Consider the following 14,031-nt stretch of genomic DNA (forward strand, 5'->3'; position numbering starts at 1 on the left):
TTAAAAGAATAAGGTTATCAGGGCCAGCAAGGGAACCGTCATGAACCGTTTTATTATGGCAAATAGCCAGCAATGTATTGGATGCTATGCCTGCGAGGTCGCTTGCGTCATGGCACATAATAATGAGCAGCATGTCCTCAGCCAGCGCCATTTTACCCCGCGCATCACCGTGGTCAAAGAGGGCAATAAACAGAGCGCCGTAACCTGCCACCACTGTGAAAACGCCCCCTGCGTCCAGAGCTGCCCGAACGGGGCTATCAGCCGCATGCATGACAGTGTACAGGTGGAGCAGCACAAATGTATCGGATGTAAAGCCTGTGTGATTGCCTGCCCGTTTGGCACCATCGAGATTGTCACCACACCGCTGGCGGCTACCGCCCAGAAGTGCGATCTCTGCCTTGAGCGCCCGCAGGGGCCCGCCTGTGTGGCGAACTGCCCGGCGGATGCCCTGTCGCTGGTGACCCCCGATAACCTGAACCAGCTGGCCCGCGCCCGGCAAATGCGCACGGCGCGCCATGAGGCCCAGCCGTGGCAGACCCGGGCGGCGAGCGTGACCAGAACAGGTAGCAAACGCGAGCAGCTGGCAGCTACGCCCGCGCGCGGGGAGCCAGATAAGCTCTCCCCTGAGGCGCGGGCGGGCAATTTTAACGAAATTTATCTGCCGTTCCGTCCGGCACAGGCGAAGCGGGAAGCCGACCGCTGCCTTACCTGCGGCGAGCACTCGGTGTGCGAATGGACCTGTCCGCTGCACAATCATATCCCCCAGTGGATCGAACGGGTGAAAGCGGGGGATATCGCTGGGGCGGTCGAGCTCTCTCACCAGACCAACTGCCTGCCGGAAGTAACAGGCCGGGTCTGCCCGCAGGACAAACTGTGCGAAGGCGCCTGCACGGTGCGCGACGTGGCCGGGTCGGTGACCATTGGCAACATCGAACGCTATATCTCCGATCAGGCGCTGGCGAAAGGCTGGCGACCGGACCTGAGCCACGTTACGCCGGTCAATAAGCAGGTGGCCATCATCGGCGCTGGGCCCGCCGGGCTGGCGTGCGCTGACGCGTTGATCCGTCGCGGCGTCAGCGTCACGGTCTTTGACCGCCACCCGGAAATTGGCGGCCTGCTCACCTTCGGTATTCCGGCCTTTAAGCTGGATAAATCCCTGCTGGCCCGCCGCCGGGAGATCTTCACCGCCATGGGCATCCGCTTCGAACTGAACTGTGAGGTGGGTAAAGATATCCCGCTGGCGCAGCTGCTCAGCGAGTACGATGCCCTCTTTGTCGGGGTGGGAACCTATCGCTCAATGAAAGCGGGTATTCCTAATGAAGATGCGCCGGGCGTTTATGATGCCCTGCCGTTCCTGGTGGGCAATACCCGTCAGCTGATGGGGCTGCCGCCGTCGGTGGAAGAGCCCTTCGTCGATACCGCCGGACTCAACGTCGTGGTGCTGGGCGGCGGCGATACGGCGATGGACTGTGTGCGCACCGCTCTGCGCCACGGAGCGGCGAATGTCACCTGCGCCTATCGCCGGGATGAGGCCAATATGCCGGGCTCGAAAAAAGAGGTTAAAAACGCCAGAGAAGAGGGAGCGACCTTTGAGTTTAACGTCCAGCCGGTGGAGCTCACCCTCGATGACGCCGGGCGGGTCAACGGCATCCGCCTGCTGCGCACCCGGCTGGGTGAGCCGGATGCGCAGGGACGCCGTCGCCCGGAGCCCATCGAGGGCAGCGAGTTTGTGATGCCTGCCGGGGCGGTGATTATGGCCTTTGGCTTTAACCCGCATGCGATGCCCTGGCTACAGGCGCAGGGGGTTGAGGTGGATGACTGGGGCAGGATTGCGGCAAGCGTGGAATCGCGCTATCGCTACCAGACCAGCAACCCGCAGATATTTGCCGGTGGCGACGCGGTGCGGGGAGCCGATCTGGTGGTAACGGCGATGGCGGAAGGGCGACACGCCGCCCTGGGGATCGCCGACTGGCTTGGGGTCGCTTCTCCCACCGAACATTAACCCGACGGGCGACAAGGCGGGCTTCGCAGCGTAGTATGGCCAGTATTGAGCGCAACGGAGCCCGTATTACCGTGAAAATTGAATTAATTAAAGACAAGTGCCTTTCGGATAACTATTTCATCCTGCGCAACCTGACCTACGATCTGACGCGGCGTAACGGTGAGGTGGTGCGCCACAAACGCGAAGTTTACGATCGGGGCAACGGTGCCACGGTCCTGCTTTACAACCGTGAGAAGCAGAGCGTGGTGTTGATTCGCCAGTTCCGCATTGCCACCTGGGTGAATGGCAACCCCGACGGGCGCCTGATTGAAACCTGTGCCGGACTGCTGGATAACGATGAGCCGGAAGTGTGCATTCGCAAAGAGGCGATTGAAGAGACCGGCTTTGTCGTCGGCGAGGCACGCAAAGTTTTTGAGCTCTATATGTCTCCGGGCGGCGTAACGGAAATCGTCCATTTCTTCGTGGCGGAATACAGCGACGCCCGGCGCGCCGGAGAGGGCGGGGGCATCGAAGATGAGGAGATCGAGGTGCTGGAGCTGCCCTTTGCTCAGGCATTATCGATGATACAATCGGGTGAAATACGGGACGGCAAAACGGTGATATTATTACAGTATTTGCAAAGTTCCGGGTTAATGGCTTGATCTTGTTGCCGTTAATAAGATGTATTCAGAATAAATCTATCCGATAAATCTGATTGAGCAACCCCGGTCTGAGCAGGAAGATACGCTCTGTCTGTTCAGCTATTGCTTCCGGGATCCTGCTATTCATGCGTCACTGCCTTTTACTTGTTTTCATGCTCAGCGTGCTGCCCGCGACGTTAGCCCGGGCAGCACCTGCACAGCGGTCGTTTATCGACTGGCAGGTGACCTGCAACAACCAGAACTTTTGCATCGCCCGTAACACCGGCGAGCATCACGGGCTGGTGATGACCTTAAGCCGCAGCGCGGGTGCAAAAACTGACGCGCTGCTGCGCATCGATCTCGGTGGGCTGGCAACGCCCGATCCTAAACAGCCCGCCATTGCTCCCCGCTTGCTGCTCGACGGCGAGCCGTTGCAGCTTGGCCCCCCGCACTGGCAAATCACCCCCTGGCGTCTGACGACCGACCATGCCGCCACCATTACTGCCCTGCTGACTACGCTTCAGCAAAAAAGGGTCATCACGCTCGCTGGTGGCAAGCAGGTCATCTCCCTGGATGGGATGAAAGAGGCGATACAGTTTATTGATGCCCAGCAAAAGCGTGGCGGAAGCGAAACCGCGTGGATCAACAAAGGGGCGCAACCCCCGCTGAGCGTACCGCCCGCACCGGCGCTAAAAGAGGTGGCCGTGGTAAACCCGACGCCGACGCCGCTCACCCGCGAGGAGCGCAGCGATCTGCTCGACTATGGCACCTGGCGTATCAACAACAGCCAGTGTTCACTTGACCCGGCGCGTCGTGAAGTGCGGGTCACCGCCCTGACGGATGACAAAGCGCTGCTGATGGTTGGCTGCGAGGCGGGGGCGTACAACACCGTCGATTTGGCCTGGCTGGTCTCACGCAAAAAGCCGTTTGCTTCCCATGCGGTACGTCTGCGCCTGCCGTTTGTTCCCGCCAGCGACAGCAGCGAGATGGAGTTAATGAACGCCAGTTTTGATGAGAAGAGCCGCGAGCTGACGACCCTGGCGCTGGGACGCGGGATTGCCGACTGCGGCATCCAGACGCGCTGGCGTTTTACCGGTCAGCGCTTCCGTCTGGTACGGTATGCGGAAGAGCCAAGCTGTGATAACTGGCATGGGCCGGATGCATGGCCGACGTTGTGGATAACGCGCTAAAATGCCGGGTGGCGCTGCGCTAACCCGGCCCACGGATGACGTTAACCTTCCAGGCCCGGCAAGCGCAGCGCCGCCGGGCAAACCCCTTACAGTAAGGCCTGCGCCTTCTCGACCACATTCTCCACCGTAAAGCCGAAGAACGGGAACAGCTTCTCGGCCGGGGCGGATTCACCGTAGCCGGTCATGCCGACAATCTTCCCTTTCAGCCCGACATATTTGTACCAGTAGTCCGCGATACCCGCTTCCACCGCTACACGGGCCGTCACGTCTGATGGCAGCACCGACTCACGGTACTCTTCATCCTGAGCATCAAAGATATCCGTTGAAGGCAGCGACACCACCCGTACTGCATGGCCTTCGGCGGTGAGCTTCTCCGCCGCCTTGACGGTGATCTCCATCTCCGAACCGGTCGCAATCAGAATCAGATCCGGCTTGCCGCCGCTGTCTTTCAGGATATATCCCCCGCGGGCAATATTTTTCACCTGTTCCGGGGTACGCTCGATCTGCGCCAGGTTCTGGCGGGAGAGGATCAGCGCCGTCGGGCCGTTGTGACGCTCTATCGCCAGCTTCCAGCCGACAGCGGCTTCAACCTGATCGCACGGTCGCCAGGTGCTGAAGTTTGGCGTCAGACGCAGGCTGGCCAGCTGTTCCACCGCCTGGTGAGTTGGGCCATCTTCCCCCAGACCGATGGAGTCGTGGGTATAAACCATGATCTGCCGGGCCTTCATCAGTGCCGCCATACGCGCGGCGTTACGCGCATACTCCACAAACATCAGGAAGGTGGCGGTATAAGGCACGAACCCGCCGTGGTGGGCGATACCGTTGGCAATGGCGGTCATGCCGAACTCGCGCACCCCGTAGTGGATGTAGTTCCCGGCAATATCTTCCTTGAGAGAGGTGGAGCCCGACCAGATAGTCAGGTTACTCGGTGCCAGGTCCGCCGAGCCGCCGAGCAGCTCCGGCAGGATCGGGCCAATAGCGTTAAGGACGTTTTGCGAGGCCTTACGGGTGGCGATTTTCGCCGGATTAGCCTGTAAATTCTCAATCAGCGCCTGGGTGGTCTCTTCCCAGTTTTCAGGCAGGCCACCCCCCATGCGACGGCTGAACTCTGCCGCCAGCTCCGGATGGGCTTTCTGATAGGCAGCAAATTTGTCGTTCCAGGCCGCCTGCGCTTTTTCGCCCTCTTCACGGGCATCCCAGGCTTTGTAGATCTCTTTAGGGATCTCAAAGGCCGGGTATTTCCAGCCCAGCTTCTGCCGCGTCAGAGCTACTTCCTCTTCCCCCAGCGCCGCGCCGTGGGACTCTTCTTTGCCGGCTTTGTTCGGGGAACCAAATCCGATGACCGTGCGACAGATTATCAGCGACGGTTTATCGGTTACGCTTTGCGCTTCCTGAATGGCCGCTTTCAGTGCCTCTGGATCGTGGCCGTCAATCTCATGCACCACGTGCCAGTTATAGGCCTCAAAGCGTTTGGCCGTGTCGTCGGTGAACCAACCCTCGGTTTCGCCGTCGATGGAGATGCCGTTGTGATCGTAGAAGCCGATCAGCTTGCCCAGGCCCAGCGTGCCCGCCAGGGAACAGACCTCGTGCGAGATCCCCTCCATCAGACAGCCATCGCCCATAAAGACATAGGTATGGTGATCGACAATCTCATGTCCCGGCTGGTTAAACTGCGCCGCCAGCGTGCGCTCGGCAATCGCCAGCCCGACCGCATTCGCCAGCCCCTGACCGAGCGGACCGGTGGTGGTTTCAACCCCTGGCGTATAACCCAGTTCCGGGTGCCCCGGCGTTTTTGAGTGCAGCTGACGGAAGTTTTTCAACTCCTCAAGCGGCAGGTTATAGCCGGAGAGGTGCAGCAGGCTATAAAGCAGCATCGAGGCGTGACCGTTAGAGAGAATAAAGCGGTCGCGGTCATACCACGTCGGATCGTTAGGGTTATGTTTCAGGAAGTCGTTCCACAACACTTCGGCAATATCGGCCATGCCCATCGGCGCGCCTGGGTGACCGGAATTGGCTTTTTGCACGGCATCCATGCTGAGGGCGCGAATGGCATTGGCTAACTCTTTACGGGACATAGTTCACTCCATGGCAAGGTTACAGTTTGGCGGCAAGCAGATCTTCGAGTTTGCGCTGGTCGACCGCGAAAAGACGGATCCCTTCTGACAGCTTCTCGACCGCCATGGCATCCTGATTATGCTCCCAGCGGAATTCGGCTTCGGTCATGGGTTTAGGTTTTGGCAGCACCGTGGAGGAGGGCACCAGACGGCGGATAACCGGCTCATCTTTCTCCTGCAACTCTTTCAGCAGGTTAGGGGAGATGGTCAGCCGGTCGCAGCCGGTGAGGGCCAGGATCTGTTCGGTCCGGCGGAAGCTGGCGCCCATCACGATGGTTTCGTAGCGGTGTTGCTTATAGTAATCGTAGATATTGCGAACGGATTTTACGCCGGGATCCTCATCCACCACATAGGGGTCCATCGGCTGGCGGGCCTGATACCAGTCGTAGATACGCCCGACGAACGGTGAAACCAGATGCACCCCGGCTTCGGCGCAGGCACGCGCCTGAGCGAAGGAGAAGAGCAGGGTCAGGTTACAGTTGATCCCCTCTTTCTCCAGCACTTCGGCCGCGCGGATCCCCTCCCAGGTGGAGGCCAGCTTGATCAGAATGCGCGATTTCTCCACATCCTGCTCCTCGTAGAGCTGCACAATCTGCCGCGCTTTGGCGATGCTCTTCTCCTGGTCGAACGACAGCCGGGCGTCCACTTCGGTAGAGACGCGCCCCGGAATACTTTTCAGAATTTCGCTACCGATATTCACCGCCAGTTTGTCGCTGGCCTCGGCAACCTGTTGCTCTTTGGTCTTGCCACGGGCTTTACCAAACGTAATAGCGTCGTCAATCAGGTGCGAGAAGTGCTCAAGCCCGGCGGCTTTCAGCAGCAGCGACGGGTTGGTGGTCGCATCCTGGGGTTGATAATGGCGAATAGACTCGATATCACCGCTGTCAGCCACGACTGTGGTGAATTGTTTGATGCCGTCTAGTTGGTTCATAAATGATGACTCCTTGAAAATAAAAGAGTTGGTGGAGTGTGTTAGATCACACTTCTGCGAAATTCGCGATGGACTTAACAAAAAAGCATAGCAGACGGACATGGTCTTGCTTCGCTGGGCAGGTAACATGATTGTTATAAATTGATAACAATTTTTGTTTTTGGATAGTGAGACTTTGGCACCCTTCAAAGTTTGAACCGCGGTCAGCAGCGATACTATCCGCCACCCTGGGTGAACTCAGACCATAACAACATCACCCATTTTGAACGACACGTGAAAGGAACCTTACAATGGACGATCAGTTGAAACAGAGTGCCCTCGATTTTCATGAATTCCCTGTACCCGGCAAAATTCAGGTCTCCCCCACCAAGCCTCTCGCCACCCAGCGCGACCTGGCGTTAGCCTACTCGCCGGGCGTGGCCGCGCCCTGTCTTGAAATCGAAAAAGATCCGCTGGCGGCCTACAAATACACCGCCCGCGGCAACCTGGTGGCGGTGATCTCCAACGGCACCGCGGTGCTGGGGCTGGGGAATATCGGAGCGCTGGCCGGTAAACCGGTGATGGAAGGCAAGGGCGTACTGTTTAAGAAATTTGCCGGTATCGACGTGTTCGATATTGAAGTGGATGAGCTCGACCCGGATAAATTTATCAACGTGGTGGCCGCGCTGGAGCCGACCTTTGGCGGCATCAACCTTGAGGACATCAAAGCGCCGGAATGTTTCTATATCGAGCAGAAACTGCGCGAGCGGATGAACATTCCGGTATTCCACGACGACCAGCACGGAACCGCCATCATCAGCACCGCCGCTATCCTCAATGGCCTGCGGGTGGTGGAGAAAAACCTCTCTGACGTGCGCATGGTGGTCTCCGGTGCGGGTGCGGCAGCTATCGCCTGTATGAACCTGCTGGTGGCGCTGGGGATGCAGAAGCACAACATTGTGGTCTGCGACTCCAAAGGCGTTATTTATAAAGGCCGCGAAGCCAATATGGCGGAGACCAAAGCTGCCTACGCCGTGGAGGATGACGGCAGGCGCACTCTGGCAGAGGTGGTGGAGGGCGCAGATATCTTCCTTGGCTGCTCGGGCCCGAAAGTGCTGAACGAAGAGATGGTGATGAAGATGGCGCGCGCGCCGTTAATCCTCGCCCTGGCCAACCCGGAGCCGGAGATCCTGCCCCCGCTGGCGAAAGCGGTACGCCCGGATGCCATTATCTGTACCGGTCGTTCAGACTACCCAAACCAGGTGAACAACGTTCTCTGCTTCCCGTTCATCTTCCGCGGGGCGCTGGACGTCGGCGCGACCGCCATCAACGAAGAGATGAAGCTGGCAGCGGTTCACGCCATTGCCGAGCTGGCCCACGCGGAGCAGAGCGAAGTGGTGGCCTCCGCCTATGGCGATCAGGATCTGAGCTTTGGCCCGGATTACATTATTCCGAAGCCGTTCGATCCGCGTCTGATTGTCAAAATTGCGCCAGCGGTGGCGAAAGCGGCGATGGATTCCGGCGTGGCAACGCGCCCGATCGCCGACTTTGATGCCTACGTCGATAAACTCACCGAATTCGTCTACAAAACCAACCTGTTCATGAAGCCGATCTTCTCCCAGGCGCGCGCGGACGCAAAACGCGTGGTGCTGGCGGAAGGGGAGGAGGCGCGCGTCCTGCACGCCACTCAGGAGCTGGTAAGCCTGGGGCTGGCAAAGCCGATCCTGATTGGTCGTCCGAGCGTGATCGAGATGCGTATCCAGAAGCTGGGTCTGCAGATCAAGCCAGGCGTCGATTTCGAGATCGTCAACAATGAATCCGATCCACGCTTCAAGGAGTACTGGAGCGAGTACTACAGCATCATGAAGCGCCGGGGGATCACCCAGGAGCAGGCGCAGCGGGCGGTGATCGGCAACACCACGGTGATCGGGGCGATCATGGTGCACCGCGGTGAAGCCGACGCGCTGATCTGCGGCACCATCGGTGAGTACCATGAGCACTTCAGCGTGGTGCAGGAGATCTTCGGCTATCGCGACAACGTGCATACTGCCGGGGCGATGAATGCGCTGCTGCTGCCAAGCGGTAACACCTTTATTGCCGATACCTACGTTAACGACGATCCGACCCCGGAACAGCTGGCGGAAATTACGGTGATGGCGGCGGAAACGGTGCGTCGCTTCGGTATCGAACCGAAGGTGGCGCTGCTGTCGCACTCCAACTTTGGCTCATCCAAATCGGCTGCCGCCTGCAAAATGCGCCAGACGCTGGCGCTGGTGCGCGAGCGCGCGCCGGAGCTGATGATCGACGGGGAGATGCATGGCGATGCCGCGCTGGTGGAGAGCATCCGTAACGAGCGGATGCCGGACAGCCCGCTGAAAGGCTCTGCCAACGTACTGATCATGCCGAACGTGGAAGCGGCGCGTATCAGCTACAACCTGCTGCGCGTCTCCAGTTCAGAAGGGGTGACCGTCGGGCCGGTGTTGATGGGGGTGGCGAAACCGGTGCATGTATTAACCCCGATTGCCTCGGTGCGCCGTATCGTGAACATGGTGGCGCTGGCGGTGGTTGAGGCGCAGACGCAGCCGCTGTAGTGGGTAAGTGTCGGGTGGCACTTTCGCTTACCCGACCTGTAGGTCGGGCAAGCGCAGCGCTGCCTGGGGTTAAACCCAGTCGCGAACCTTAATAAAATCCTTCAGGGCAGCCTCCGGGCTGCCTTCTTTTGGCTCATAGCTGTACTCCCAGCGCACCAGCGGCGGCATCGACATCAGAATCGACTCCGTGCGCCCGCCGGTTTGCAGACCGAACAGCGTCCCGCGGTCCCAGACCAGGTTAAACTCCACGTAGCGCCCGCGGCGATAGAGCTGGAACTCGCGCTCGCGCACCCCGTAATTGTGGTTTTTCCGCCGCTCGACAATCGGCAGGTACGCATCGGTATAGCCCTTGCCCACAGCCTGCATAAAGCGGAACGCGGTATCAAAATCGGGGGTGTTGAGATCGTCAAAGAACAGCCCGCCAATGCCGCGCTGCTCGTCGCGATGCTTCAGGTAAAAATAGTCGTCGCACCACTTCTTGTATTTCGGATAGACCTCGTCGCCAAAAGGCTGACACAGATCGCGGGCGGTCTGGTGCCAGTGCACCGCGTCCTCTTCAAAGCCGTAATAAGGCGTTAAGTCGAAGCCGCCACCGAACCACCACACCGGCTCAGCACCCGGTTTTTCGGCGATAAAAAAGCGCACGTTAGCGTGGCTGGTCGGTACAAAGGGGTTATGCGGGTGCACCACCAGCGAGACGCCCATTGCCTCAAAGCTGCGGCCTGCCAGCTCCGGGCGGTGCGCGGTGGCCGAGGCGGGCATCGCGTCGCCGTGGACGTGGGAGAAGTTAACCCCGGCCTGCTCGAACACGCCGCCGTTGCGCAGTACGCGGCTGCGTCCGCCGCCACCGGCCTCGCGCTGCCACTCGTCCTGCTGGAATTCACCGCCATCGACGGCGCTCAGTTTCTGGCAAATGTCATCCTGCAGTTGCAGCAGAAAGGTTTTAACCAGCTGTGCATTGGGTTTCATCAACGTTTCCTGGAGTGCGCTTTCTGGTTATCGAACCAGTTAAAGTAACTGATAATGCCGGAGGCAATCGCGTTGGCGATCTTCTGGCGAAACGCCGTCGTGCCGAGCAGACGCTCCTCTTCCGGGTTGGTAATAAAAGAGGTTTCCACCAGCACTGATGGAATCGACGGCGATTTCAACACCACAAACGCCGCCTGCTCGGTGCCTTTACTGTGCAGACGGTGTACCGGCTTAATCTTCTTCAGAATATGCGAGCCGAGCGTCAGGCTGTTTTTGATGGTATCCGTCTGAACAAGGTCAAACAGCACCTGCTGCAGGAGATGATCTTTGTCGGTGGTTTTCTTTCCGGCCACTTCATCCGCGCGGTTTTCCCGGTCGGAGAGGTATTTTGCCATGGCGCTACTGGCGCCGCGGTTGGAGAGGGCAAATACCGATGCCCCCGCCGCCGACGGGTTAGTAAAGCCGTCGGCATGTATCGACATAAACAGATCCGCGCCGTGCTTGTGGGCGATCTCCACGCGGTCGTACAGCGGAATGAAGGTGTCGCCGGTGCGGGTCAGGCGGGCGTCAATGCCGTTGTTGCGTAAAATCGACCGGACATTTTTTGCAATTGCCAGCACAACGTGTTTTTCTTTCGATCCGTTTCTGCCAATGGCGCCGGTATCAATGCCGCCGTGACCCGGATCGAGCATCACCAGACGCTTCGCGCCGGGTTTTTTGGTTTTGGGTTTACTGTGTCCGTTACTGGTTTTGAGCGTGCTCTCGTCTTTTGCCTGAGCCTGCTTTGCGATGCCCGTTAACGTTAAGGCCGCCAGCCCCGCTTTGAGAACCTGACGACGCGATGTGAGTGCTTTTAATGGTTTGAATGTGCTCATGCGGCCTGAATTGTAAAAATTGGGGTCCTGGTGTTATATCGTATCGTCTTTTCCGTTACGACAGTCCATGTGGCGAATTGTTTTACTTTTCATTCCAATACGTGACAAAGTGCCATTATGCCAAATTTTCAGGCGTTTTTCGCGGGATATTGGCGAAAGCGGGCGTTCGCGTCATAATCACTGTTTTTGAACCCAAAAAGGCGGTTAATACCATGGAGATACGTGTTTTTCGCCAGGCAGACTTCGAAGAGGTGATCACTCTCTGGGAGCGCTGCGAGCTCCTGCGACCGTGGAACGATCCGGAGATGGACATCGAGCGCAAGCTCAATCATGACGTCAGCCTGTTTTTGGTGGCGGAGGTGAACGGCGAAGTGGTAGGCACCGTAATGGGCGGCTACGACGGGCATCGCGGCTCGGCGTACTATCTGGGCGTGCACCCGGAGTTTCGCGGGCGTGGTATCGCCAACGCGCTGCTCAATCGTCTGGAAAAGAAACTGATCGCCCGCGGCTGTCCAAAAATTCAGATCATGGTGCGGGAAGATAACGACATGGTACTGGGTATGTACGAGCGTCTTAACTATGAACATGCCGACGTGCTGACGCTGGGCAAGCGCCTGATAGAAGATGAAGAGTATTGATTTTCACCCGGGCGACTATGACAGCTATGGCCGGGTACGCCTGCCGTTTCTGTTCTGGTGCGTGCTGCTCCTTCAGGCGCGCACCTGGGTGCTGTTCGTGCTGGCTGGCGCCTCCCGGGATCAGGGCAACACGCTGCTGAGCCTGTTTTATCCCGATCGCAATAACTTCTGGCTCGGGCTGCTGCCGGGGCTCCCGGCAGTAGTTGCCTTTTTACTGAGCGGGCGGCGTCATCTCTGGCCGCGCCTGTGGCGTGCGCTGCACGGGCTGCTTATCCTTGCCCAGGGTGTGTTGCTGTGCTGGCAGCCGCTGCTGTGGCTGAACGGCGAAGCCCTGAGCGGCCCAGGCATTGCGCTGGTGGTGGCCGATATTGTGGCGCTGCTGTGGCTGCTGACCCATCCTCGTCTGCGCGCCTGTTTCACCCCCGAGAAAGATTAAACGGCACTTTTTAGCGATGCTGTACTCCAACAAGCGTTCAAATAACCAGAAAGGAACTCCCGATGAAATCGCTGCGTTTACTGTTATGTGCGCTCCCCGTTGTCCTGACGGGCTGCTCAACGCTTTCCGCCGTTAACTGGTCTGCGGCTTATCCCTGGAACTGGTTCGGCTCATCCAGCGATGTGACTGAGCAGGGGGTGGGCAACCTCACCGCCGCCACGCCGCTGGAACAGAGCGCCATCGAATCGGCATTAGGCGGTGATTACCGGCTGCGCAGCGGCATGAAAACCGAGAACGGCAACATTGTGCACTATTACGAAGCACTGAAAGATGACCAACTGGCCCTGGTGATTAACGGTAATAAAGAGACGGTGACGCGCATCGAGGTGCTGGATAGCGACATCGAAACTGACACTGGGGTGAAGATCGGTACTCCGTTCAGCGACCTCTATCAGAAAGCCTACGGCAACTGCGCGAGCGCCCCTGCAGAAGAGGGGGTGGCGGTAGAGTGCAAGGCGGAAGGCAGCCAGCATATCAGCTATCAGTTCAGCGGAACCTGGAATGGCCCGCAAGGGTTAATGCCCTCTGACGACACCCTGAAAAACTGGAAAGTCAGCAAAATTATCTGGCAGCAGTAAATTGCGCCTGGACAAGCCGCCTCGCTGAAAAAGCGGGTATAATCGCCGCCAACCATGCCACGACTTCGTGGCATCTTTTTTTCAGGAGGAGCGATGTCTCAGGTTCAGAGTGGCATTTTGCCAGAACATTGCCGCGCGGCGATTTGGATCGAAGCCAATGTCAAAGGGGATGTTGATGCCCTGCGTGCGGCCAGCAAAGTCTTTATTGATAACGTGGCCACCTTCCAGGCCAAATTCCCGGATGCCCACTGCGGCGCAGTGGTGGCATTTGGTCACAACGTCTGGCGTCAGCTGAGCGGCGGAGAAGGGGCCGAAGAGTTGAAAGACTTTGTCCCTTACGGTAAAGGTCTGGCTCCGGCCACCCAGTACGACGTGCTGATCCATATTCTCTCTCTGCGTCACGACGTGAACTTCTCCATCGCCCAGGCTGCGATGGCTGCCTTTGGCGACTGCGTTGAAGTAAAAGAAGAGATCCACGGTTTCCGCTGGGTGGAAGAGCGCGATCTGAGTGGCTTTGTTGACGGCACCGAAAATCCGGCAGGGGACGAGATCCGTCGTGAAGTCGCGGTGATCAAAGAGGGCGTGGACGCGGGCGGCAGTTACGTCTTCGTCCAGCGCTGGGAGCACAACCTCAAACAGCTCAACCGCATGAGCGTACACGACCAGGAGATGATGATTGGCCGCACCAAAGAGGCCAATGAAGAGATCGACGGCGACGATCGCCCGGCGACCTCTCACCTGAGCCGCGTGGATCTGAAAGAGGATGGCAAAGGGCTGAAGATTGTCCGCCAGAGCCTGCCGTATGGTACCGCCAGCGGCATACACGGCCTCTACTTCTGCGCCTACTGCGCGCGTCTGTATAACATTGAACAGCAGCTGCTGAGCATGTTTGGCGATACCGACGGCAAGCGCGACGCGATGCTGCGTTTCACCAAACCGGTGACCGGCGGCTACTACTTTGCGCCATCCATCGAGCGTCTGCTGGCATTATAAAACGGCACTCCTTTCACAGGCCGGGCAAGCGTAAGCGCCACCCGGCACTTTTCCC

At 58.6% G+C, this 14,031-nt stretch carries 12 protein-coding genes; 8 read left to right on the forward strand and 4 right to left on the reverse strand.

From position 1 onward, the window contains the following. Positions 1-40 precede the first annotated feature (40 nt). From aegA to B3X29_RS09830, 3 genes are all read left to right on the forward strand, one after another. Positions 41-2,002 (forward strand): formate-dependent uric acid utilization protein AegA, encoded by a 1,962-nt coding sequence (gene aegA / locus B3X29_RS09820; protein WP_159340067.1) that lies wholly within the window; start codon positions 41-43, stop codon positions 2,000-2,002. A gap of 65 nt (positions 2,003-2,067) precedes the next feature. Beyond that, positions 2,068-2,643, forward strand: coding sequence for a GDP-mannose pyrophosphatase NudK (nudK, locus tag B3X29_RS09825; RefSeq protein WP_103181120.1), 576 nt, complete (start codon positions 2,068-2,070; stop codon positions 2,641-2,643). Between the two features lie 125 nt (positions 2,644-2,768). Beyond that, positions 2,769-3,812 carry a DUF1176 domain-containing protein gene (locus tag B3X29_RS09830; protein ID WP_159340068.1) on the forward strand — a complete coding sequence of 348 codons (1,044 nt, stop codon included), beginning with the start codon at positions 2,769-2,771 and terminating at the stop codon, positions 3,810-3,812. Between the two features lie 86 nt (positions 3,813-3,898). Here B3X29_RS09830 and tkt read toward each other — a convergent pair whose 3' ends face one another. Both tkt and tal read right to left on the reverse strand, forming a co-directional pair. Beyond that, positions 3,899-5,887, reverse strand: a complete 1,989-nt coding sequence (gene tkt, locus B3X29_RS09835; RefSeq protein ID WP_103180667.1) for a transketolase — start codon at positions 5,885-5,887, stop codon at positions 3,899-3,901. Between the two features lie 19 nt (positions 5,888-5,906). Then, positions 5,907-6,857: a transaldolase gene (gene tal / locus B3X29_RS09840; protein WP_103180666.1), complete on the reverse strand. Its 951-nt coding sequence runs from the start codon at positions 6,855-6,857 to the stop codon at positions 5,907-5,909. 290 nt (positions 6,858-7,147) lie between these two features. On the opposite strand from tal, the gene maeB reads away from it, so the two are divergent. Continuing rightward, entirely contained in the window at positions 7,148-9,427 is a 2,280-nt protein-coding gene (gene maeB / locus B3X29_RS09845; RefSeq protein ID WP_156655009.1) for an NADP-dependent oxaloacetate-decarboxylating malate dehydrogenase, read from the forward strand. Positions 9,428-9,496: 69 nt separating this feature from the next. On the opposite strand, the gene hemF is transcribed toward maeB, so the two are convergent. Next, positions 9,497-10,396, reverse strand: coding sequence for an oxygen-dependent coproporphyrinogen oxidase (gene hemF / locus B3X29_RS09850; protein ID WP_103180663.1), 900 nt, complete (start codon positions 10,394-10,396; stop codon positions 9,497-9,499). Further along, positions 10,396-11,271 (reverse strand): N-acetylmuramoyl-L-alanine amidase AmiA, encoded by an 876-nt coding sequence (gene amiA, locus B3X29_RS09855; protein ID WP_103180661.1) that lies wholly within the window; start codon positions 11,269-11,271, stop codon positions 10,396-10,398. Before amiA ends, hemF begins: the two co-directional genes overlap by 1 nt. A gap of 212 nt (positions 11,272-11,483) precedes the next feature. Here amiA and B3X29_RS09860 point away from each other — a divergent pair, with 212 nt between their 5' ends. The 4 genes from B3X29_RS09860 to B3X29_RS09875 all read left to right on the forward strand — a co-directional run bounded on the left by B3X29_RS09860 (position 11,484) and on the right by B3X29_RS09875 (position 13,976). After that, positions 11,484-11,909, forward strand: coding sequence for a GNAT family acetyltransferase (locus B3X29_RS09860; RefSeq protein WP_032613000.1), 426 nt, complete (start codon positions 11,484-11,486; stop codon positions 11,907-11,909). After that, positions 11,896-12,345 carry a DUF2919 domain-containing protein gene (locus B3X29_RS09865; RefSeq protein WP_103180659.1) on the forward strand — a complete coding sequence of 150 codons (450 nt, stop codon included), beginning with the start codon at positions 11,896-11,898 and terminating at the stop codon, positions 12,343-12,345. Before B3X29_RS09860 ends, B3X29_RS09865 begins: the two co-directional genes overlap by 14 nt. A 62-nt stretch (positions 12,346-12,407) precedes the next feature. Continuing rightward, positions 12,408-12,983: an RpoE-regulated lipoprotein gene (locus tag B3X29_RS09870; protein ID WP_159340069.1), complete on the forward strand. Its 576-nt coding sequence runs from the start codon at positions 12,408-12,410 to the stop codon at positions 12,981-12,983. A 93-nt stretch (positions 12,984-13,076) separates the two neighbouring features. Next, complete coding sequence (locus tag B3X29_RS09875; protein ID WP_156655005.1) at positions 13,077-13,976, forward strand: Dyp-type peroxidase; 900 nt, start codon at positions 13,077-13,079, stop codon at positions 13,974-13,976. The last annotated feature ends 55 nt before the right edge of the window (positions 13,977-14,031 follow it).

The organism is Leclercia sp. UBA5076 (assembly GCF_002416465.1).
Taxonomy (GTDB): domain Bacteria; phylum Pseudomonadota; class Gammaproteobacteria; order Enterobacterales; family Enterobacteriaceae; genus Enterobacter.

What these genes read in the sequence shown, in the direction of transcription:
- aegA (WP_159340067.1), top strand. Translation starts at nt 41, where the DNA reads ATGAACCGTTTTATTATGGCAAATAGCCAGCAATGTATTGGATGCTAT.
- B3X29_RS09830 (WP_159340068.1), top strand. Translation starts at nt 2,769, where the DNA reads ATGCGTCACTGCCTTTTACTTGTTTTCATGCTCAGCGTGCTGCCCGCG.
- tkt (WP_103180667.1), bottom strand. Translation starts at nt 5,887, where the DNA reads ATGTCCCGTAAAGAGTTAGCCAATGCCATTCGCGCCCTCAGCATGGAT.
- tal (WP_103180666.1), bottom strand. Translation starts at nt 6,857, where the DNA reads ATGAACCAACTAGACGGCATCAAACAATTCACCACAGTCGTGGCTGAC.
- maeB (WP_156655009.1), top strand. Translation starts at nt 7,148, where the DNA reads ATGGACGATCAGTTGAAACAGAGTGCCCTCGATTTTCATGAATTCCCT.
- hemF (WP_103180663.1), bottom strand. Translation starts at nt 10,396, where the DNA reads ATGAAACCCAATGCACAGCTGGTTAAAACCTTTCTGCTGCAACTGCAG.
- amiA (WP_103180661.1), bottom strand. Translation starts at nt 11,271, where the DNA reads ATGAGCACATTCAAACCATTAAAAGCACTCACATCGCGTCGTCAGGTT.
- B3X29_RS09860 (WP_032613000.1), top strand. Translation starts at nt 11,484, where the DNA reads ATGGAGATACGTGTTTTTCGCCAGGCAGACTTCGAAGAGGTGATCACT.
- B3X29_RS09865 (WP_103180659.1), top strand. Translation starts at nt 11,896, where the DNA reads ATGAAGAGTATTGATTTTCACCCGGGCGACTATGACAGCTATGGCCGG.
- B3X29_RS09870 (WP_159340069.1), top strand. Translation starts at nt 12,408, where the DNA reads ATGAAATCGCTGCGTTTACTGTTATGTGCGCTCCCCGTTGTCCTGACG.
- B3X29_RS09875 (WP_156655005.1), top strand. Translation starts at nt 13,077, where the DNA reads ATGTCTCAGGTTCAGAGTGGCATTTTGCCAGAACATTGCCGCGCGGCG.